Origin of the sequence: Cohnella silvisoli, assembly GCF_021190915.1 — a bacterium.
Taxonomy (GTDB): domain Bacteria; phylum Bacillota; class Bacilli; order Paenibacillales; family Paenibacillaceae; genus Cohnella; species Cohnella silvisoli.
Map to the genome: position 1 here is coordinate 83,241 of NZ_JAIOAP010000003.1, position 23,127 is coordinate 106,367.

Sequence of the window (23,127 nt, forward strand, 5' to 3'; positions counted from 1 at the left end):
ACATGAGAACCATCAAACGAGCCATACACATCGATTTCCACACGATGCCGGACATTCCCGATTTCGGAGCCAATTTCGACGCAAAGGCATTCGCAAGGACGTTAAAGGATGCACGCGTGGAATATGTGAATGTCTTTGCCAAATGCAATATCGGGTTCGCCTATTATCCGACGGAAATCGGGGTGATGCACCCGCATCTAAACTTCGATATGTTCGGCCAGATCGTCGAGGAATGCCGCAAGGTCGATATTGGCGTGACTGCTTACTTCAACGCGGGATTGGACCACGAGATGGCTCGTAAGCATCGGGAATGGACCGTTGTGAATAAGGAAGGCCAGGTCATCTACGGTGATCGGACGGCGAACTTCTTCCGCAATATGTGCTTTAACTCGGGCTACCGGGACTACTTGCTGGGTATGATTCGCGAGGTGGCGGAGAGGTATCCGGTGGAAGGGTTTTTCCTGGATTGCATGGTTGTTAATCCGTGCTATGGCAACGAATGTTTGGAAGGCGTGAAGGGCCGGGGGATGAATCCGCTAAATGACGAGCACGTATTGGCGTTCGCCAAGGAAACGCTGCTCGATTTCTCCCGGGAAGTGAAAAAGATTGTCGGTCCCGAGAAATTTTTGTATTTGAACGGCTTGGAGCCGGCTGATACGGAAGGCTTGCGTACGCACATCGAGATCGAATGTTTGCCGAGCGGATGGAGCTACGATTTCTTCCCGGCCCAAGTCGCTTATGCGCGCAATTTGGGACAGCAAGTGTTCTATATGACAGGCCGATTTAACGTCAATTGGGGTGATTTCGGCGGTTTGAAAAGCAAGGCATCGCTGCTTAACGATTGCTGGGATGCGCTCAGCAATGGCGTGCCTACGTCCATCGGCGACCACATGCATCCTCGTGATGGGTTGGAGCCAGCGGTGTTTAAGGTCATCGGCGAAATCTATGAGGAGCTGGAAAGGTATGAGCCGTGGACGGATCATGTCCAGGCAGTAGCGGATATCGGCATATTGACGCTTGCGGGCGGCAAGCTGGATGAATGCCACAACGGCGCGGTACGTATGCTGGGCGAGCTGAAGTATACGTACGATATTATCAACGAGAATCATGACCTGTCCAAGTACAAGGTGATCATTCTGCCGGATAATGTGAGGGTGACATCGGTTTTAAAATCCAAGCTGGAGGCGTATATCGCGGCCGGTGGCGGGATTATCAGCTCCGGGCATTCGGGCTTGAATCCGGAAGGTACGGGTTTTGCGCTAGCGGAATGGAACATGACGTATGACGGAGAAGATCCATGGAACAGCTCCTATTTCCGCATGTTGGAGGATACCGGAGGGGAAGTGCCGGACATGCTATGCGGCATTTACAAACAGGGAATTCTGTTGCAAGTGAAGGAAGGGGCGAAGGAAATCGCGGAATACTGGCAACCGTACTTCAACCGGGAGTGGGACGGCTTTCACGGCAAGTTCTACACGCCGGCAGACCGGTATGCGGGGCGTCCGGCGGTTGCGAAGTCGGGCAATATCATTCAGTTCTGCTTCCCGATCTTCGGCGCGTATATGCAGTATGCCGCGAACGTCCACAAGCATATGGTTAGCTACAGCTTAAAGCAATTGCTGCCTGAGCCGCTGATTAAGTGCGAGGAGATTCCAACGACGGCACGCGTGACGGTGACGGCGAAGGAAAACAAGCGCATGGTTCACGTCAAGCTGACCCATCCGGAACCGCGGGGCAAGTACAACGTGATCGAAGACGTACAGACGCTAAGCGACGGTATCGTCTACTTGAAAGGTGAGAATGCCGCAAACGTCTATTTGGCGCCGGGGAAAGAGCCTCTCGACTATGAGGTCGTGGACGGATATCTTCGAATCCCTCTGCCGAAAGTGAACGGTTATGCGATGGTCGTCGTGGAGCACTAAAGAAAAAGGGGCGGTCAGCCCCTTTTTTTCTGTTATAGCCGCACCCAAACAATGCCAAGAGGGGAGGGAAAACAGGGATCCTAAGCAAATATGTGTCGTCATTCAATGGAAATAAGCATATTGTTGATAAGTTTAAGCATTTTGTTGACTTATTCGGCACTTCGCCCCTTCGTATAATGAAATTAATCGATAATCGGCAGGAGAAGGAAAATACGTACTATAAATCAAGGAATCTGCTGTAAAATAGTAGAGAAGACGCATTCCAATGATCATCCGCTTTTTTCAGACAACTAGAATGAATGGGAGGGGTCGGCATGTACTCTATTCTTATCGTAGATGACAATCCATCTGACCGTTTGGGAATTACGAAGCTTATGGATTGGGACGCTTTGGGAATCAGGGTAGTCGGTTCTGCGTTCGACGGGCAGGACGGGTACGAGAAGGCGGTGCAGCTGCGGCCGGATATTATTTTGACCGATATCTCGATGCCCCGGATGGATGGGATTGAGATGACGCGTTTGCTGCAAGAGCGGCTGCCGGATACGAAATTCATTTTCATGAGTTGTCACGACGACTTCAGTTATTTGAAGGTTGCGATCGATTTGCGGGTTAACGGTTATGCCCTGAAGCCGATCGAGATTGCGGATTTGTACCGCGACCTGGATAAGGTCAGGAAAACGATACAGTCTGAGCTGGACCAGGAACAGAGGGAATTGCAGCAGCGCAATCAACTTGATCAAAGCTTGCCTGTGCTTCGGGAGCGTTATGTCAAGGAGCTGTTGTATGCTAACGGCAACGGCGGCTACGGAGACAGCGCCTGCAATCCGGCCGCAATCGCCGAGAAATGCACTGAATGCGGCATGAATTTGTCTAATCAAAGCTACCGCGTCGTTATCGTGCAAATTGATCATTACGATCTGAGCCTGGGCCAAGGGGATACGGAGGAAAATACGCAGCTCATCGAGCAGGTTAAGCGTTACGTTCAAGAGACACTGTCGGGACAGTTGCAAAGTTATTCGGCGGTTTTGTCGAACAACCGATTGGCCGTTCTGCTGTTGATGCCACCCGAAAACGACCCCGAGCAGCTAGCCTTGCGGGAGCGGAAAATCAAAGACTTGGCCCAAGCGTGCAAGGAAACGATTAACGAGCAGGTGGGCATCGCCATAACGATCGGCATCAGCGGCTCGACTGATCGCTTGGACAAGCTGCCCGATTTGCTGGAGGCTGCCGAATCGGCGGTGAAAACCAAATTTTTCAGCACCGGCAACCGGGTCATTCTGGCTTCCGACGAACCGGCCCCCTTAGTTGAAGATGGCTTTAGTCCGGCGGAATTAAAGCTTAAGGTTCAATCCGTCGTCAAGTGCGGCGAAGAGCAGGATGTGCATGCTTTGATCGCCGAATATTTTCAAGCGGAGCGGCCCTATTCCCGGTTGTACATTAAAAGCATCGCTTATTCGATGCTGCACGCTCTTCAAGGCATTCTCGTCGAGATGGATAAGGATGCGGAAAATACGCTCTGGCGCGATATTACGGCATGGGATACGCTCGTTCGGCTGGAAACGATGGAGGATATCCGGTTATGGCTGTCGGACAAGATGAATTCCGTGCGGGCATTCATCCGCCGTTCCGATCATGGAGGCCGCAATCAACGGATCGTAGAAGACATCAAGTCGATCATCGACGCCGGGTACGGTCATTTGGAGAACGTGGCGCAAACCGTTGAGTCCCTGCATATCAGCGCAAGCCACGCCAACCTTATTTTCAAGCAGTATACGGGACAGACGATATTCGATTATTTGATTCAAAGGAAAATGGAAGCCGCTAAGCAGCTGTTGCTTAATCCTTACGTGAAAATATACGAAGTCGCGGAAAAAACCGGGTACAAGACGCATTCTTATTTCGCTGCTCTTTTCAAGGAATATACCGGTGTGACTCCCATGCAGTATAAGACCCGGAATTCTGGATAAGGGAGAGAGACGGGCATGCTGAGACAACGAATTTTCAACAATCTGCTTCTATTTACGCTAGTGCCCTTGATGCTCATTCTGATCATCGTTTGTTTTACCGTCAGTCAAAGAAATATCAAATCAGCTAAAGATGAAGTCGGCAGCCGTGCAGCCGAGAGCGCGGAATTGATCAATCGTTTGCTTGATAAGTATATCGATAAAAGCAGCTTCATCATTACGAATCCGTATTTGCTTAGAAATATACAGATCAATTACAAAGGCGAGATGGAGCAAAACTATTATTTTTCAACGAATATCAGTTCGATTATCGGTGAGCCTTTCGACGGAAATTCGAAAAGGCCTATTATCATATACACCTCCAACGAAACGCTGTTTGAAGGCAAATTTCTGGAGCATCTCGCTACGAAAGGGTTTCCGCCTGCTATGGCCGAAACCTTAAAGGCGCCGTCGTCCCGGATTGTGTGGGAGCAGGCTTTGACTGAAAAAAACGACAGGAAGTACATGACTTTCTACCGCAATATCGTGGATTACAAAAGTTCGGTCGGATTGCTCGAGGTTAATATTCCGTATCGCGAGGTTGAGCGGGAGCTTGATGTGCGGGGAACCCCGAGTCAAGGGCTGGTGTTGGCGTTGGACGCCTCGGGCCACACTATTTATTTCAGCAATCTTACATTGAAAAAGGACGTTGCAGCGCAGGAAATAACGAGCAAGCATTATTATCTGTCCGAGGGCGAATTGAAGAATGGGCATACGATCATAACCGCGATTCCCAAGTCCGCCATCTACCGGCAGACGATCAGGACAGGCGGTATTTTGCTAATTTGTTTCCTATTTTACATTGCGGTTATTTTACTTGCTTCCCGGACGTCATCGCGCAAAATAACCGAAAATCTGGAGCGTTTCATGAACAGGCTCAAGAACAACGAAGAGGTGCTTCTGCACGAGGATCTCATTCAGATCAAGGGGAATAACGAAGTTTCCGTCATCAAGAGCAAATTCAAAGAATTGCTAAGCAGAATGAATGAAATTTATCGGGAAATGGTCGATATCCGACTGGAGAAGAGCCGGGCGGAGCTCGAATTGCTTCAGTCGCGCATCAATCCGCATCTGCTGTACAACTCCTTGTCGGTCATTAAATGGAACGCGATCTGGAGCAAGGATGACAAAACGGTGCGGATGATCAATGCGCTGACCAATTATTACCGTAAAGCGCTTAACAAGGGGAACGATATTTTAACGATTGCTTCGGAGCTTGAGATGATACAGGAATACGTCAAAATTAACACATACGCCAACTCCTGCGAATATCGTCTTATTATTTTTGTCGAGCATGGAATTTTGGAATATAGCACGTTGAAGCATTTGCTGCAGCCGATTGTGGAAAATTCGATTGTCCATGCCTTCAATCTGACGGAAGCAAACCCGCAAATTAGGATTAAAGGTTATCGGCAGGGAGAGGATTTGATTTTCGTTGTCACGGATAACGGCTGCGGGATGACGAAAGAAACGATTAATAAAATCAAAGACCCCGCCTATATGGCAGGTTACGGGGGATATGGAATTAAAAATCTGATCAGACGGATTGAGAGTTATTACGGTCCTTCCTATGGGGTGGAAATGGAAAGCGAGGTTGGAGCCGGCACCAAAGTAACGGTTAAAATCGCTGCGGAAATCCAAGAGCATCGGCAAGAGAGAAAAGGGGGGCCGGTGCCGGAAAATCTCTAATTTCGATAGGAAACGCAAAGCCGTCGACCGCGTTGCAGCGGGCGGCGGCTTTCGATTATATGGGGCTCTGTTAAAGTTAATCATTTTGTTGATAGATATAAGCATTCTGTTTACTTATTGCGCTTTCGGCTTCTCAGTATAATGAAATCAGTCGAAAAAACAGAGAAAGGGGTACAAGCCAATGCACAACCCGCCTACCTTGTCCCATAGAATCGGACGTTACAAGTTTCTTTATTTGCTGCTGGCGGGCGCTATCGTATGGACAGTCGTTTTTTGTTATTTGCCGATGATGGGGATCGTGATGGCCTTTCAGGAATTCAACATTTTCAAAGGCATGTTCGGCAGCCCTTTTGTCGGATTCCAACACTTCTCCACGATTTTCTCGGATCCGGTGTTTGCTAAGGCGGTCGTCAATACATTGTATTACAACTCGGTTATTCTTATTATCGGTTTCCCGTTTCCCATCGTTCTTGCGCTGTTGTTCAACGAACTGAGAGGCCGATTTTTCAAACGTTTCGTACAGACGGTCAGCTACTTGCCTTATTTCCTCTCTTGGATATCGGTTGTGGCCCTGTTCTACGCCTTCTTCGAAATAAGCGGTCCTTTCAATGATTTGAAAGCGTTTTTAGCGGGGCATGAAATCGAACGCACGAACATCTTGATGGACCCGGACAACTTCTTGGCGGTACTGTTCGGCTCGCACCTGTGGAAAAACATCGGCTGGTCTTCCGTCATCTTCCTGGCTGCGATCGCGGGAATCGATTCCCAATTGTACGAAGCGGCGAAAATAGACGGGTGCGGACGCTGGAGGCAAATGCTTCATATCACATTGCCCGGCATCATGCCGACGGCGATGATCATCTTCATTCTCTCTTCCGGCAGCCTTGTATCCTCGAACTTCGAGCAAGTATACGGGTTTCAGAATTTGTACACGATGGAGCAAACGCAGGTGGTCAATACGCTTGTCTACAAGCTGGGAATTCAGCAAGGCAACTATTCCCTGGCGACCGCTTTCGGCCTGGCGCAAGGTATCGTCTCCTTTCTCATCGTTTACTTAGTCAATTGGATCTCCAAAAAATCGAGCGGCATCGGCATCTGGTAGGAGGAGTTACTTATGAGGATCAGTCGGGGTGAAAGGCTGTTTCGATTATTGAATGTCATCATTATGATTTTCCTTTGCGTTATTACCTTGTACCCATACCTGAATCAATTGGCCGTGTCGCTTAATGACGGGCAGGATACGGTCTTCGGGGGAATCACGCTCTATCCCAGGGAATTCACCTGGAGCAATTACGTTACCGTATTCTCGAACAGCAGCTTTGTCGGATCCGTTCTCATTTCCGTCTCGAGGGTCGTTCTCGGCACCTTGTTAGGTTTGGTCCTCATTACCGGTGCGGCTTACGCGCTGACGAAAAAGGATTTGCCGGGCAGAAATTTCTTCATCTATATCCTGATCATTCCCACCTTCATCTCCGGCGGGCTGATCCCTATGTATTTTCTATATCGCTACCTTCATCTCATGAATCATTTTCTCGTTTATATTTTGCCGATGGCTTTCGTGTTTTTCTACATGATCATTGTCAGAACTTATATTCAGTCTCTGCCCGTCGGCCTTGAAGAAGCGGCGCTGATCGACGGGGCTAACGAAGTTCAAATCCTGTCGCGGATTATCGTACCCTTGTCTATGCCGGTTATGGCGACAGTAACGCTGTGGCTCGCGGTAACCCATTGGAACGATTGGACCACATCGCTCTATTTTGTAACCAAGAAGGACTTATTCACCCTGCAATTCATTATGTACAAGGTCATCAAAGAAGCGGAATTGTTGAACGAGATTGCGGTGTCGCAAGCAATGAGCGGCGGCAGCGGAACGAGGCGGCTGATTACGGTCACTCCCGAATCCATCAAGGCGGCGACGCTGATCGTGGCAACCTTGCCGATTGTTCTGCTGTACCCATTCCTTCAGAAATATTTCATTAACGGCGTTATGATCGGAGCTATCAAGGAGTAAGCAGGAGTGGGTCGACGGCAAACGGATATTACACGTAAAGTGTGTATCAATATATGATACTTCAAGACGGAGGGGTTACCGTGCAAATGAAAATGAAACGCTTAGGCATCTTGTCGCTCGCAATGGTGATGCTGTTGGGATTATTGGCGGCATGTTCGGGAAACAAGGAGCCGAATGAATCTTCGCCGACCGGATCGGCTTCGGCAACGCAGACAGGCGAAAGCTCGCAAACGCCGACACCGACGCCCAAGAAGCAACTGGATCTGACGATCTGGAACACGCAAGGAACGGACGTTATCGCTATTGAAAAGCCCAAAGAAGATATTCCGGGCGATTGGCTGGCGAAAAAAACCGGGGTAAGGATCAAAGAGTTTTACGGAAATGGCGGCCAGCAGTGGGAGGCCAAGCTGACGACGCTCATCGCCAGCGATACGTTGCCGAACCTGGTGCTTACGCAATCGCAACAAGGACCTGCCCACCATGCCAAGCTGCATGAAGGCAATTTGAACTGGGAGCTCACACCCGAGATGCTGCAGCAATACGCCCCGGACGTGTGGAAAGCGATTCCTCAGTTCGTATGGGATTCGATCAAGGTCGACGGCAAAATTTACGGCATTCCCTATAATCTGATGGTTGATAAGGAGATGGATCCTTCCCTCAGCGACGAATTTCTGAACACGTTTTCAAGCCCGAGGGACAAAGTGACCTGGTCCGGGTTAACAAGCAATCCGATGGCGATCCGGGACGATATTTTGAAGAAACTTATTCCTTCCGCCAAAAACTACGAAGAACTCATGAAGCTGATTAAAGATAGGCAAGCTCCGCTCGGGGACGACATGGTTATTCCGATCAAGTCGACCGAAGAGTACATCAAGTTCATGAACGATATTAAAGGATTGGGGCTTAAGGAAGGCAACAAGCCGGTTTACGCATTCGGCTACGATGGCGGCGACAACTGGCTGGCGCTTGCCGTTCTTGGTCCGGAAATGCTCGGCTACAAGGGCTATTATTACACGGGATATATGAACATTCCGCAGAAAAAAATGGAGCTCGGTTACCTAAACCCGGTTATTAAGGAAGCCGGAAGAATCCAGAATCAGATGATCAATGACAACGTGATCGATCCGGAGTCGCTCGTGCACAACAACGAGAAGTTCAAGGAAAAGGTCATGAACGGACAATATGCGATTATCGTGCCGGGATGGGTCGGCGGGTTCCAACTCGTTAACGACAATCTGGCTAAGGCGGGCAAGCCGTACCGGTACGTGCCGTTCATCACGGAAGTGCCGCAGCTGCCGGAGTTCCCTGCCTTCAAGGAAGGGCCGCCGACATTCATCGAAGCATTGTCCCTGCTGAAAACGATTAAAGAAGAAGACGTTCCGCAAGTGCTTGGCTGGATCAATACGATGTTCACCGAGGAGTGGGAGGACGTCAAATTCTGGGGTACCAAGGAAGCTGGATTGTATAACGAAAATGCGGACGGGACGCGTACGTTCAAAGACCCAACGATGCAGAAATTCCTTGTCGACCTCGACTTTTCGGCAATGGATTGGAAGGATGCCAAAGGGCTCAGCTTCAACAACATTCCAGGTGGAACGCCGGGATTTTGGACAGGAGTAGGGAAATGGACGGTCGGCGCAAGCAAGTTTTACCCGCCATTCTTTAATAAGAAGATCACGTATTCCTCCATCGAATCGGCACTGAAGTTCCCGGTCAGCAGCAAATGGACGCAGGATTTCGTAGCGGTGCCTAATATTCAATCCTGGTCGGCGGAATACGCGAACATCCCCGAGATTCAGAAGTTCTGGGCGACTCGCGCTTCTTGGGACGATCCGTTCAAGGTGACCTTGACGGCCAAAAATTCCGAGGAATACAGCAAGAAGTGGGATGCCGCTGTAGCCAATTTGCGGAAGGTCATCGACGTCGACAAGATGCTTGAGGAACAGACGAAAATAGCTCTGCCGCTTCTGGAAAAACGCTCACAGCAGAGTAAGTAGGGTAGGCTGCTTCCCGGCAGGTCCATACGGGCCGGGAAGTAGACATGATGATGAAAGCAGCTGCTGCGTATGAAATCGGCTTATCGAAGCGTTAAAGAAGAAGGTTATCTGATCATTCCCGAGATATTCAGAGGAAATGAACTGGCGCAGCTGAAGAACGCTTGCGACGGTGTGCTGGAGCGGTTCACGATAGAGCATGATCGGGAAAAGCCGCAAACGGACTTGTGCGCAATATTCACGATCCCAAGTGGTTCGACGACGGCAACCGCGAACAGATGAACTCCATTCTGGAGATGATTGCCGATCCTCGCTGCGTAGGTACAGTGGAGCAAATTCTCGGCGGACCGTCGTTGTTTCGCAGCATTAGCTACATGGTCAATCCGCGGTACAGCTCCGAAGATGGCAATTGGCACCGCGACACGCAGTTCATGGTTAAGGACGACGAGGAAGAGCGGGCGATGATCCGGAAGTTCCGCAGCGCCGAAAATGTCTCCGGCGTTCATCTGCAAATTGCGCTGATCGATAACGACGACATCGAATACGTCCCGTATTCGGCCAATCGGTATGATTCTCCCGACGAAGCTTATATTCGTCTGGATGATAATAAGAGTCATTGCCGCGAAGACGGGATGCCGAATGCGCTGCGCGTTGCGCTGAAAGCGGGAGACGGGCTTATCTTTGATCCGGTCGGGCATCATCGCGGCCGATATCATAAGGAAATTCCTAGGCGGTCGCTGCATATCACTTACACTTCGATGAACCATGTGTTGCACGACGAGTTTGCTGTGCAGCCGTGGTTTGACGAACCGTCGTATTTGACGGGGCTGTCGCCAAGGGCGGCGGGTTATTATCGGACATATGCGGACGTCTACCGCCGGAATTGGACTTCGCAGAGCTAAAGGGGTGAGAGGTAGCAGATCGAGGATCCCGTAATTGAATTAACGCTTGTTTGACAAGCAAGGCATCGGAAAGGTGGCAATCCTGCATCGATCGGGGGTTGTCACCCTTCCTCGTTCACTCATAACACATATTATGGGGATGTGGATGATGATGTTGAAGCGAAAGGAAGGTTTTCAGATGAAGAGGCTGTTTTCTCTTATTATGGCGTTTTCCATATTATTCAGCGTCTTTACTGTTACGGGAGTCCGGGCTGCGGCGGGAGAAGATCCTATCAAGCTTACGGTCTTTGACAGCCGCGGAGAACCTGGCGCCTACTTCCCTTTAGGCCCCGGCAGTAATCAGGGCGAGTATGCGGTTCAGTTTGCTGCCGGCACTGATCGTATTTACGATGTAGATATTGCAAAACCCGGAATATACAAATTGACAGAATATATTGCAAACCCTTATTCGTATTTTGAAGGACCGGGTTCGCCGATCGTACCTGTTACAAGCGTTCAGCTTGGGGAAGACGATGCTAAGAAGGAGGTATTGCGGTTTAATATCGGCAAGACCGGATCGGACGCATCGAACAGCAGCGGTACGCTTGCGCCGCAAGTAGGCGGATATATTGAGCTGGAGCAGGGAATCAATGTCATCACGCTCCACCATATCCTTGCCGAGGTGTATTTCAGCTATTTCACGCTGGAATATATCGGAGCGTCTTCGCCGGGCGATACGACGGAATTGTATGTTTCAGATTCAAGAGGCAGCGATACAAATACGGGCAGCGAAGATTCGCCATTCAAAACGATTGGCCGGGCAAAGCAGGCGGTTGCCGGCTTGGTGGCCGATATGACGGCTGATATCGTTGTCAATATCGAACCCGGCACGTACCAACTCTCGAAGACCGAAACATTTTCCTCCAATATTAGCGGAAGAAATGGACATCACGTCATCTTCAGGGGCACGGGCGGTTTTGGCGAGACCGTTATAAGCGGCGGCGTCAAAGTCGAAGGTTGGACGAAAGGCGCCGGAAACATATGGAAAGCGCCTGTGACAGGCGTCGACGAAGTCAGGAACCTTTATGTTAACGGCTTGCCGGCGCAGAGAGCGCGCAGCGAGTATATGTATGTCAACAGCGAGAACTACATGGTCGAGGTCGGCGGCGGCGGCCCGGAGACAATTGAAGAGCCTTCAGAGATTCCAGCCCCGATAACCCGCAAGTGCTATGAAAGCCTTGAAGAATACAGCGGTTGCGCGTTGTTTGCGCAAGGAGATTATGGGGGTCAATACTATGCCGTGCTGGGCGGTGGGGGAAAACGCAATTTTAACGTCGATGTTCCCGAGTATGGCGCTTATAAGATCACGGCGTATGTCGCAAACCCGTATTCGTTCTACAATGGCGGCGGGGTCATCATACCGAAGATGAATGTAAATATTAACGATCGGCCGGTTTTCGAAGAAGATATTCCGATCGGCGTAACGGGTACGGATGAACCCTCCAGCTATTACACAGTCAAACCTCAGGAGCTTGGTGTCATTCACCTTCCCAAGGGGATGAACAAGATCACCATTCACGAAATCTACGCCGAAGTATTTTTCACGCACTTCACGCTGGAATACGTGGGTCCGTATGATCCGCCTGTCCAAACCGAGCTTAAGGGGTTTTCCGTTAACTCCGTCGATGTGCCGTATATTTCCGCCCCGAGCGATGCGGAGGTTGTGTGGCCGCTGGTATGGACGACCCATTATATCCCGTTGGAAGATGTTTTCGTTGATGGAGGTAAAACCACTTTTGTAACAAAATCTGCTTACGGTACAATTTCGGCGCTGGATCTCATTACGCCTATGCCGGGCAGAAAGTTCTATATTGAAAACGCGAGGTCGCTTTTAGACGAACCGGGGGAGTTCTACTACAGCAAGAGCGAGGGGGCCGTATACTATTACCCTTATGAAGAGGAAAACATGAATACGGCCGAAACTTTCGTCGGAAAGCTGGAACAGGTAATCAAAATCGCGGGCAGCGGAACCGAAGACAAGGTGTCAAACCTCGTGTTTGACAATTTGGCCTTCAAGCACGGCGCATGGGATTACGCGAGCAAATACGGGTTGATCAACGTACAGTCTCACTCGTACATCAACACGGACGGAACCGAGGGAAATCACATGCCGCCGGCGCAGGTTGAGGTGTCGTATGCCGACAATATCAACTTTAAAAACTCCGAATTTTCAAACATGGGATCGATCGCACTCGGAATGATCGACGCGGTTACCCATTCGAGCGTTGCGGGCAGCATTTTCAGAGACAGCAGCGGGTCGGCGATCGTAATAGGCAAGCCGAAGCATGAATCTCCGAATGTTGTTAATCCGTTCATGAACAGCAATATAAACATTTCGAACAACGCGATTGTCCGGATCTCACAGGAATATATGAACGAATCGGCAATCAGCGAGTATTATGAGCGCGACATCGTCATTGACCATAATTACATCGATACGATTCCGTATTCAGGGCTTTCCATCGGCTGGGGCTGGAATGTGGATACGATGGCCGCCATGGGTTCCGGCAATAAATCGATCACAAACAACTATATCAGCAATGTAATGAGCGCTTTGGACGATGGCTCGCATATGTACAATCTCGGCAAGGCGCCCGGCAACGTCTATACCGGCAACTACTTTGGCATAAACCGCACGCACTCCGGCATGGGCGGCATCTACTTCGATGCCGGTTCTACAGAAATAACGGCAACGAATAACGTCATTGAAGGCAATACAGGGTGGTTCATCGGCTCAGCGGGATATGGCGTGGTGAACAACATTGTCAAAGACAACTATGCAACGTCGCTGAATTATGAGTATGCCGGCGACCCGACTGCCGATATGGATTGGGAGAAGGCGATTCTTCTGGAAGATGGCAACTGGCCGCAGGAAGCGCTGGATATCAAGAACAACGCAGGGCTGCAGGATGCTTACAAGCCGCTTATGCAATATGCGGCGCTGCCAGTTTGGAAAGCCGACCGTATGGAAAACGTCAGGAAGGTTCAAATCTATCAGAAAGTGAAGCGGGGGCCGTGGATAGAGGCGGAAGACTTTATGCCGGGCGGCGAAGGCGTAGGCTATCACAAGCTGACGCCCAAATACAACACAAACTCATACAGGCCGAAGGATGGCGTATCACTCTATCACAACCAGTTTGGCACCTGGTCCGGGTATGTGATGGATTCCACGTTTGACGGAGAGTGGACGAAATACGCGTTCAGCGTACCTGAGACAGGGGAATATTACCTGGATATCATGCAGGGCAACCGCTATGCCGCGTCCAACATGGATCCCCCCAAGGTAGACGTCTATATTGACGATGTTTTGGTATTCGATGGGGTTGAACTGCCGGACAGTCCCGACTGGACCCAATATGCCAATACGCCGATTGGGAAAACTATGATTACGGCCGGGAGCCACACGATTAAGATCATGATCCGCGTCAACGGCTTTTATTTCGACTCGTTCAGAATCCATGACGGCAGCGAATACGACAACGACACTGCCATCAATGACAAGTACATTCAAAATGGCCAGTTTGCTTATTCCTTTAATGTCCCTCAGGGCTTCAAGCGTGTGGCTGTTCAAGTCGGCAACCGTTACCCGTATAAGAACATTGGAGAGGGACAGCGGATCACGCTGAATCGTGAACCCGGTACAACCGCCACGCTGTATTACAAGTACGGCAATACGGATAAAAGCGTAAGCTTCAGCCTTGACGGCACAGATCCGTTCGCAGGGCTGATCCCCGACGAAACGGCGCCGACGATCGAGATCGCTCCGATCGGGGCGATCGCGCAAACGCAAGCGTACGAGATCAACATCTCTGTATCCGACGATCAGAGCGGAATCGCGGAGATGACCGTGACGGTCGACAACCGCGCGATGGCTTATCCCGTAGCGCTGGCTCCGCTGTCCCTGTCGGTCGGACCGCATCAACTCAAGGTCAAGGCCCGGGACGCCGCCGGCAACGTAAGCGAACGGATGGAGACGTTCGAGATCTCTTTGCCGCTTGACCAGTTGGACGACGTCATCCGGATCGGCGCGTCGAAGGGATGGATTCAAGGCACGCCGCTGTTGAACAACATGCTCAAGAAAGCGGAAGCGATCCAAGAGGACAAGGGCATGCACAAGTCGAAATACAATCCGCTGTGCAATGAAATCCGGGCGCAGGCCGGCAAGAAAATCGATGCCGCGTTCGCCGCACTTTTGCTGGAAGATTTGGTTTATTTGGAGAAAAAGTTCGGAAAAGGCTGACTTAGGCGGGACGAAGGAGAACGATGCGGAAGCAGTCTGGGAATGTCAACAAAGGCGAGTTTGCGGATCAATGGATAGACTCGAACTGACGAACGATGACGATGTCCGGGGAGGCGCTTGAATGCCGCAACATGGGGAGATATTATCGCCTTTGCAAGTATGGGAGGGTTATGACCCGAGCGCGGAGCCGCTGGAAGTCGAACTGCTGAAGATGTGGACGGAAGACGGGAATTGCTTCAAGGAAATGTATTTTACGGGGAAAACGACTGGCGCGGAGAAAACCAGGATTTACGCGGTTTACAGCGCTCCCGAAGAAGGTGAGCTGCTGCCCGGCATCCTGCATGTTCATGGCGGAGGGCAAACGGCCAATCTCGATATATTGCGATATTGGAATGATCGCGGGTATGCGGCTCTATCGTTTAACTGGGGCGGCAGAAGGACGGATGGTCAGCCTTACACGTTATGGGGCGAAGAGCTCAAGCACGCCAACCATCTGGACGCCGGCGAGAGGATGATGGCAACCGTGCCGAACGTGCGTGCTTCGTCCTGGTACGAATGGGCTGAAGCCAGTCGGAGAGCTCTTAGTTTGCTGGAAGCTCAGCTGGAGGTCGATCCGGAGAAGCTCGGTGCATTCGGCGTATCGATGGGAGGTACGCTGCTGTGGACGCTGGCCGCGACGGATGAGCGCATACGCGCAAGCTGCGCAATCTATGGATTGGGCTGGCACACGTACAAAGAAGAGTTTCGTTTGGCGACAGGCGTGCAGCCGGATTATACCGATGACGCCGTTCGCATATGGCGGGGCGGCATGGAGCCTGAAGTTTATGCGCCATCTATTCGCAGTCCGATGCTGTTCGTGAGCGCGACGAACGATTTCTACGGCAAAATGGACCAGGCGTTCGATATCCTGTCAGCATTTCCGGAGCAGACACCGCGAAGAGCGGCTTTCACGCCGGGTTTTAACCATTATATTCATTGGGAACAAGTGGGTAATGTCGCCGGGTGGATGGATACATGGCTGAAAGGAGGAGAGCGGTGGCCCGAAACGCCGGATGTTTCCATTTGGAGAAATGAAGCCGGTAATCTTGAATTCGCCATCCGTCCCGATCCCAGCTTAGCGCAACCCATAATCCGGGTTGAGGCGTATTGTTCGCTTGGCAATCCGCATGCGGTATCCCGTCATTGGCGGCCGCTTGTCCCGACTGCGATTGGCTCGGACTGGAGGGCGCCACTTCTTTGCTTGACGGGGTACTGCGGAACTGTCTACGCCTATGCCAACGTGTTCTATGAATCGGGCATCTGTTTATCTAGTAGCTTAGTAACAGCGACGCTTGGTGATGCCGGTTTCGGTGCTGGAGCTGGAGTTGGAACTGATGCTGATGCGGAACGCCGATCCGCTCTCATTTACGACGGTCGGGACGACTTGGACGGTTGGGTGACGAACAGCCCGAATACGGATCCGTTTCCTCACCGTTACAGTCCGATAACGGCATCCGTGAGCGATGATGGCGTGCACGGGTTCCGTCCGGACAAAATGCTTTCTCCCCTTACGTATCGGTTGGGAGATCCAGCCTACAAGGGAAGAAAAGGCGAGATGCTTCGCTTTCGGTTATTGAGCAGGCACGCCGCCGATTTTACGGTTGTCATGCAGCAGCGGTATTTTCCTTCACATACGCGCAGTTATACATGCTCTGCCTCCATTAAAGGAAATGGAGAATGGCAAACGTTCACCCTAGCGGCGGAATTGTTCCGACACGAGGAGAGCGGCGAAGCTCTGATGGGATGGGTAGACGTCAACTATTTGGAGCTTCGCATGCCGGAGAAAGGCTGGCCGGATGAAGCCCCATTGTTTGCGAATTTCGAATGGGTATCTTTTCAGCCGAATGATTGAGAGATACCTATTTGACAGGTAGTTTCGAAATACACTACACAGCGATTATAAGGAGAGAAACAGACATGGATAAAATCAGGATGGGAATTATCGGTTGCGGAGGAATTGCAAACTCAGGCCATGCGAAAGGGCTTGTGCAACTGAAAGACATTATGACCGTTACGGCAACCTGCGACCGCAACCTGGATCGCGCGGAGCATATGGCTGGGCTTGTAAATGCAAAGAAAGCAGTAACGGACTATCGCGATATGTTTGATGACGTGGACGCTCTCTTAATCGCGTTACCCCACGACTTGCACTATGAAGTGGGGCTGGCGTGTTTAAAGGCCGGCAAGCATGTGCTGATGGAGAAGCCGTTGGCCAATACGGAAGAGGAGTGCGCGGAATTGATCCGCACGGCGGAAACAATGAATCGCGTGCTGATGACGGCGTATCCGGTTCCATTCTGGCCGGTCATCGAGAAGATGAAGGAACTGATCGATAGCAAGGTGTACGGCGACATTTTCCAGATGTCGATCTGGACGGAGCAATTGACGGTTCTGGAGCCAGGGAATTGGGGCAGCACGGCAAAACGGCTGGGCGGCGGCCAGTTTTTCAGCCATGGTTGCCACTATGTCGACCTGATGCTGCGTTTTCTCGGGAATCCCGTCAAGGGTGTGCATATGGGGACGAACTTGGGCACCCCATGGATGGAGATGGAAGGCACAAGCAATGTGACGATCGAGTTCGAGAACGGCGTGATGGGCTATCACTTCGGTACTTGGGGCGCGCGGGGCTCCCGTCTCGGTTATAGCATCCATGCCCATTGCACGGAAGGAATGTTGGAGATGCATCTAGGCGAAGGCAAGCTGTACGCGCATTCGAATATGAAGCGGGAGCAGGGCGATCTGGAGACGGGATCGAACTGCGAGGTGCTGATGGAAATCGGGGAGCCGGGCAAGATGACGCAGCATGAAACGCGGCATTTTATCGATTGCATTACGAGCGGCAAGAAGCCGATCGTCGATGGGCCGCGAAGCATTCAGGGCTTGCGGGTCATCTGGCGGTTGTACGAAGCCGAGCAAAATAATGCGATAGCGGATTTACGCGGACTCGGGCTGGACGAGGAATGGGACAACCCGGCGCTCAGGACGAATTTCCAGTTGGTTTAAGCAACTGGAGCAACGGACAACCAGGAAGAGAGGAATGACGCCATGTTTGAAAAAAAATATGAATTTCGCAAAAGATTAGAAGTTGTGCACAAGCCTGACCGCCGAGATCTTAGTTTGCTCCCGGAAGGGGATGAGCTCGTAATCGGGGAGGATTGGGCCATCGTCATAAGTGAGCAGGCCAATCCACTCATATTGAATATCGCCAAAGATTTGCAGGATTACTTATTTACGAGCATGAATATTTCATTAACTATAGTCAAAGCAAGCAGTTTGGCCGATTGGGCGAACGATCGTGAACGGGTTATCGTATTGGGGACGAAGGATGATTATCCGGAGCTTGGAGGCAGTCTTCAAGTTTCAAGAAGTTACAGAGTCATAGCTGCTGATAATCGGATTATCGTCTGCGGCTTTGATGATCGCGGGACGGGCCAAGGCAGTTACTATCTGGAGGATTTGATGAATCTCCGTGAAGCCCCATTTGTAAGTAAGCTGGATGTTACCCGCGAACCGCTCTTCTCGCCGCGAATGACGCACTCCGGGTGGGGGCTGGATCGGTTTCCCGATGCGCATCTGAACGCGATTGCGCATACGGGAATGGATTCTATTCTCGTTTTTGTTGATGATGTGGACAAAACTCCTCATGGCTACCTTGATTTTAACGACTTGATTGCTAAAGCTGCATCGTACGGTTTGGATGTGTATGCATATAGCTACTTAAAGAGCGGCAAGCACCCTGAAGATCACGGCGCGGAAGCTTACTACGACGGTACTTACGGCAGATTATTCAAGGAATGCCCAGGCTTTAAGGGCGTTTTCCTCTGTGGGGAGTCAAGCGAATTCCCGAGCAAAGATACGAACACCACCGGCATGCTCCGGCTGGAATGGCCCGCCGATCAACCGCAGACGAAGCCGAGCCCTGGATGGTGGCCTTGTTACGATTACCCGCAGTGGCTTAGCATGGTGCAAAAGGTCATACGTAAGTACAACGCCGAGGCTGAAATAATGTTCTCGACTTACAATTGGGGTTGGGCGCCGGAAGAGGAACGAGTCAAGTTGATTCGCTCACTTCCTGAGGGGATTACATTACATGTCATTTTCGAAATGTTCGAACAAATACAGCACGAGAATGTGACGAACGTGTGTGTCGACTACACGGCGTCCTTCGAAGGACCGGGCCAATATTTCATCAGCGAAGCCAAAGCTGCGCATGAAAGTGGACTTAAGCTGTATACGACAAGCAATACGGGAGGACTGACCTGGGATTTCGGCGTCATTCCCTACGAACCGATTCCTTATCAGTGGACGAGAAGACATGAAGGCTTGCTGGCGGCGCGGAGCGACTGGGGACTTTCCGGCCTTATGGAGTCTCATCACTATGGTTGGTGGCCATCGTTCGTGAGCGATATTACGAAATGGACGTATTGGAGTTCGAGCCCGTCTATAGAGGAAACGTATGAGGCGGTGGCTAGAAGGGATTTCAGTAGCGAGGCTGTCCCGTTCGTACTGGGAGCCTGGAAATATTGGAGCGAAGGGATTCGTCACTATATTCCAACGAATGAGGATCAGTACGGCCCGTTTCGTGTGGGTCCATCCTATCCGTTTGTATTCCGCAATTCTGTACAGATTCCTGCAATTTGGCACGCCAATTTCGGCAACGAAATCGTCCTTACGAACTATACCCCCCTTGAAAGTGCCCGTCAATCGCTTGGAATCAATCGGATCGATGTTGAATTGCGCAGTTTGCAATCTATGTTGCTATTGTGGGAGCAGGGAAACGAATGTTTGGAGGAAGCGCTTCGGCATACGCCCGAAAGAAAACAGGAAGAAGGAGAACGTCTGCTTCTTCTTAATCGATTTATCGTAAATTCAATTCGGACGGCTATTCACATAAAAACGTGGTGGAAGCTGAAGCAGCGGCTGTTTAATGAGCAAGATAGCAGCGTTGCATTGAGTATTATGGAGGAAATGGAACGATTGGCTGAACTCGAAATTGCAAATGCCGAGGCTACCATACCGCTTGTTGAAGCCGATTCCCGTCTCGGCTGGGAACCCAGCATGGACTATATGACGGATGCCTGGCATTTGCATTGGAAAATCGGACAAGTGCGTACCGTGCTGGAAAGTGAATTTGCCGACTATCGGAAAGCGCTCGCTCTTACGGCGCAGTAATAAGCATGGGTGAGGATGACCGAATGGAGCAGAGAGGAAGAACATAAAATGAAGCACCGATCTGTAGAGATACTGGAAGAACTTATCCGTATCCCGAGTGTCAACCCCCACTTCAACAGTGGGGGTTGCGGCGAACAGAAAATATCGGAATACATCGAGCAACGATGCTTGCGCAGCGGTCTGAAAGTAACAAGGCAACAGGTTTTTCCCGGCAGGGATAATCTAATTATTGAACTTCGGACTGGCAAACCCGACATGGCTTTATTATTTGAAGCGCATATGGATACGGTGGCGTTTGGAAGTATGGTAAATCCGCTTGTTCCTACTTATCTGGAAGAGCGTTTGTATGGCAGGGGGGCTTGCGACACCAAAGCTTGCTTGGGAGCCATGATCTATGCGATGGAAGAGTGTGCGAAACATCCGGAAAATCTTTCTTGCGATTTGATTTTATGCGCGTCAGTAGACGAAGAGCATGCCTATCGCGGTTTAATGGCATTTATGGAATTGGACATTCCCATTGTCGGCGCTGTTGTCGGCGAGACGACAGAGATGGGGATTGTGGTTGCGCATAAGGGATGTGTTAGATTTGCAGTGCATACTCATGGCAAGGCCGCGCATAGTTCGATAGCGACCAACGGGAATAATGCCATTTATCAAATGGTGAAAATCATCCGGTATATTACGGAACAGATGGAACCGGCTTTAGCTACCCGATCTCATCCACTGTGCGGATCGCCTTCCGTCGTAGTCGGTACGATACGCGGCGGAGAGCAAATTAATATTGTTCCCGAATCTTGTTCAATTGAAGTGGATTGGAGAATCATTCCGGGAGAAGATCCCGTTGAAGTTATGAAATGGATCCGGACAAGTTTGGGCCAAGCAATGGAAGGTGAGGGAGTCGATTTTACGATCGAACAATTGCTGTTGGACTATCCGCTGAATACACCCTTTGATAGCCTGGTTGTTCAACATGCCCAAAGCATCTGTGGGCAGCTGAATCTGAGCGACAGCCCGATCGGAGTTCCTTATGGGAGCGACGCAAGCAAGCTTCAGCAGCTAAAAAGAATTCCTAGCATAGTATTCGGACCAGGTTCTGTTGCGCAAGCTCACTCGAAAGAGGAGTGGGTTCCAGTCAAGGATGTGCAGTTGGCCGCCGAATTTTATGTGAAGTTAGCGCAAAGCTTTGGCAAGCCGCTCGCCTGAAGGAGGTTGATCGCTGAACATGAGGATAACGGATCGGATCTATCTCGTAGGGAGCGGAAAATATGGCTCGGAGCTCAGTCATCCGCTGGATTGCAATGTTTATATCGTGGACTGCGGGAATCAATACATCCTTGTTGATGCCGGGAGCGGATTGGATCCAGAACAAATTATTAGTAACACGGAGCGCCATGATATTGATTTTAATAAAGTAACCCATTTGTTATTGACCCACGCGCATGGCGATCATGCGGCGGGAACGCATTATTTTCAAAGCCGGTATGGAATCAAGGTTGTGGCGTCAAGGGAAGCGGCTTCCTGGCTGGAGAGAGGGGACATGGATCAAACGGGTTTGAATGCGGCGAAACGGATGGGGATATACCCTGCCGATTTTCAACTAATCCCCTGTTCTGTGCTTAAGACGGTGTCTGATCAAGAAAACGTGCAATTCGGAGATACCGTGTTTAAGGTGCTGGAAACACCAGGTCATTCACGAGGACATGTCGCGTATTTAATTGAAATGGAAGGGGTACGGACACTTTTTTCCGGCGATGCCGTTTTTGCGGGCGGTAAAATATTTATTCAACCTACATGGGACTGTTCCATTCCGGATTACGCTTCGAGCATTGCCAAATTAAATTTGTTGAAGGTGGACCAATTGTGCGCGGGCCATGGGACATGTTTATTGAACCGTGCTTGGATGCATATCGAGCAAGCAGGCGACTATTTTGAACGGCTGGAAATACCGCCAAATCTGTAGCTAGGGGGCCATCATGAATTCTTTAATGGATAAGGATTCGTTTATCGGATTGGACAATTGCACGTGGCTGTTTAATGGTGCTGAAACACCCCCGCACAGGGGAGTGATGAATGCTTTAAACGAATACGTCGAAGCACGCAGCAAAGGACCACGGGGGCGCGATCTTCATACCGCTGTTGAATATAGCTGTAAAAGCCGATTGGCTCAATTGATGCATGGGAAACCGGAGCATATTGCATTAATGTCCAATTGTTCGGAAGCCTTGTCGATGATCGCCCAAGCAATCGACTTTAAAGCAGGAGATAATGTTGTTATCCATACTTTGGAGTTTCCATCTGGCGTATACCCCTGGCTGCTTTTGAAAGAAAAAGGGGTAGAAGTTCGGGTCGTGGAGCACCGAAACTGGCAGGTCGGCGTTGAAGATATATTGAACGTTGTAGACAATCAAACTAAATTAGTGATGACCAGTCATGTTAGCTTCGTGTCGGGTGCCAGATTCGATTATAGAAAGCTCTATCGGGAACTTAAAACAACGGATACGTTATTACTGGTCGATGTTACGCAGTCTCTCGGATCGATTCCCGTTCATATGTACGAGGCAGATTTTATCGTCAGCAGCTCTTACAAATGGCTGCTTTCTATTCATGGGCTAGGCATACTCGGCATCAATCCGGACCGTATTGGAAATTTTGCCCCTCGATCGGCAGGATGGCGTAGCGTTCAAAACATCTTCGATCCGGAGCGGTTCCAAACCTTTCAATTTTTAGATGATGCCTGCAAATTTCAACGGGGCTATCCGAGCTATCCTACCATTTACGCATTAAACTTTTCAGCGAATTTGCTGCTTGAGATCGGGATAAACGCGATTGAGAAACACATATTGGGTGTTGGTCGATATTTATTGGATGAACTGCAAAATTTGGGCTGCAGGATCATTACGCCTGAGGAACCTAGTGAAAGAGCTGGCAACATTTCATTTTTGTGCGGGAATGAACATGAAATCGTAAAGCAATTGCTTAATGATAATGTGTATGTGTGGGGGGGAGACGGACGAATCCGGGCATCAATTCATCTATTTAACGACACTGCTGATATTGACAGGTTTATCAGCATTCTTTCCCAGATCGGGCCAGTCGAATAGGTAGGAAGGTGAAGA

At 50.4% G+C, this 23,127-nt stretch carries 15 protein-coding genes; all 15 read left to right on the forward strand.

Annotated elements, in window-relative coordinates; genetic code table 11:
• The first annotated feature begins 2 nt into the window (after positions 1 to 2).
• The 15 genes from K7P76_RS07240 to K7P76_RS07310 all read left to right on the forward strand — a co-directional run bounded on the left by K7P76_RS07240 (position 3) and on the right by K7P76_RS07310 (position 23,112).
• Positions 3 to 1,922 (forward strand): alpha-amylase family protein, encoded by a 1,920-nt coding sequence (locus tag K7P76_RS07240; RefSeq protein WP_232184554.1) that lies wholly within the window; start codon positions 3 to 5, stop codon positions 1,920 to 1,922.
• Positions 1,923 to 2,236: 314 nt separating this feature from the next.
• Positions 2,237 to 3,889, forward strand: coding sequence for a response regulator (locus K7P76_RS07245; protein ID WP_232184555.1), 1,653 nt, complete (start codon positions 2,237 to 2,239; stop codon positions 3,887 to 3,889).
• A 15-nt stretch (positions 3,890 to 3,904) separates the two neighbouring features.
• Complete coding sequence (locus K7P76_RS07250; RefSeq protein WP_232184556.1) at positions 3,905 to 5,614, forward strand: sensor histidine kinase; 1,710 nt, start codon at positions 3,905 to 3,907, stop codon at positions 5,612 to 5,614.
• Positions 5,615 to 5,795: 181 nt separating this feature from the next.
• Positions 5,796 to 6,716: an ABC transporter permease gene (locus K7P76_RS07255; RefSeq protein ID WP_232184557.1), complete on the forward strand. Its 921-nt coding sequence runs from the start codon at positions 5,796 to 5,798 to the stop codon at positions 6,714 to 6,716.
• A 12-nt stretch (positions 6,717 to 6,728) separates the two neighbouring features.
• Positions 6,729 to 7,625, forward strand: a complete 897-nt coding sequence (locus K7P76_RS07260; RefSeq protein WP_232184558.1) for a carbohydrate ABC transporter permease — start codon at positions 6,729 to 6,731, stop codon at positions 7,623 to 7,625.
• Between the two features lie 86 nt (positions 7,626 to 7,711).
• Positions 7,712 to 9,622, forward strand: coding sequence for a type 2 periplasmic-binding domain-containing protein (locus K7P76_RS07265; RefSeq protein ID WP_232184559.1), 1,911 nt, complete (start codon positions 7,712 to 7,714; stop codon positions 9,620 to 9,622).
• Between the two features lie 69 nt (positions 9,623 to 9,691).
• Positions 9,692 to 9,901: a hypothetical protein gene (locus K7P76_RS07270; RefSeq protein WP_232184560.1), complete on the forward strand. Its 210-nt coding sequence runs from the start codon at positions 9,692 to 9,694 to the stop codon at positions 9,899 to 9,901.
• On the forward strand, positions 9,847 to 10,521 hold the full coding sequence (locus K7P76_RS07275) for a phytanoyl-CoA dioxygenase family protein (protein WP_232184561.1): 675 nt from the start codon (positions 9,847 to 9,849) through the stop codon (positions 10,519 to 10,521). The genes K7P76_RS07270 and K7P76_RS07275 overlap by 55 nt, the downstream gene beginning before the upstream one ends.
• A gap of 178 nt (positions 10,522 to 10,699) precedes the next feature.
• Positions 10,700 to 14,800 (forward strand): carbohydrate-binding protein, encoded by a 4,101-nt coding sequence (locus tag K7P76_RS07280; RefSeq protein WP_232184562.1) that lies wholly within the window; start codon positions 10,700 to 10,702, stop codon positions 14,798 to 14,800.
• A 121-nt stretch (positions 14,801 to 14,921) separates the two neighbouring features.
• Positions 14,922 to 16,691 carry an alpha/beta hydrolase family protein gene (locus tag K7P76_RS07285; protein WP_232184563.1) on the forward strand — a complete coding sequence of 590 codons (1,770 nt, stop codon included), beginning with the start codon at positions 14,922 to 14,924 and terminating at the stop codon, positions 16,689 to 16,691.
• A 65-nt stretch (positions 16,692 to 16,756) separates the two neighbouring features.
• A complete protein-coding gene (locus K7P76_RS07290; RefSeq protein ID WP_232184564.1) occupies positions 16,757 to 17,842 on the forward strand; it encodes a Gfo/Idh/MocA family protein in 1,086 nt (361 codons plus the stop codon).
• A gap of 42 nt (positions 17,843 to 17,884) precedes the next feature.
• A complete protein-coding gene (locus K7P76_RS07295) occupies positions 17,885 to 20,011 on the forward strand; it encodes a hypothetical protein (RefSeq protein ID WP_232184565.1) in 2,127 nt (708 codons plus the stop codon).
• Between the two features lie 48 nt (positions 20,012 to 20,059).
• Positions 20,060 to 21,214: a M20 family metallopeptidase gene (locus tag K7P76_RS07300; protein ID WP_232184566.1), complete on the forward strand. Its 1,155-nt coding sequence runs from the start codon at positions 20,060 to 20,062 to the stop codon at positions 21,212 to 21,214.
• A gap of 19 nt (positions 21,215 to 21,233) precedes the next feature.
• Positions 21,234 to 21,971 (forward strand): MBL fold metallo-hydrolase, encoded by a 738-nt coding sequence (locus K7P76_RS07305; protein ID WP_232184567.1) that lies wholly within the window; start codon positions 21,234 to 21,236, stop codon positions 21,969 to 21,971.
• 13 nt (positions 21,972 to 21,984) lie between these two features.
• Positions 21,985 to 23,112 carry an aminotransferase class V-fold PLP-dependent enzyme gene (locus K7P76_RS07310; protein WP_232184568.1) on the forward strand — a complete coding sequence of 376 codons (1,128 nt, stop codon included), beginning with the start codon at positions 21,985 to 21,987 and terminating at the stop codon, positions 23,110 to 23,112.
• Positions 23,113 to 23,127 lie beyond the last annotated feature (15 nt).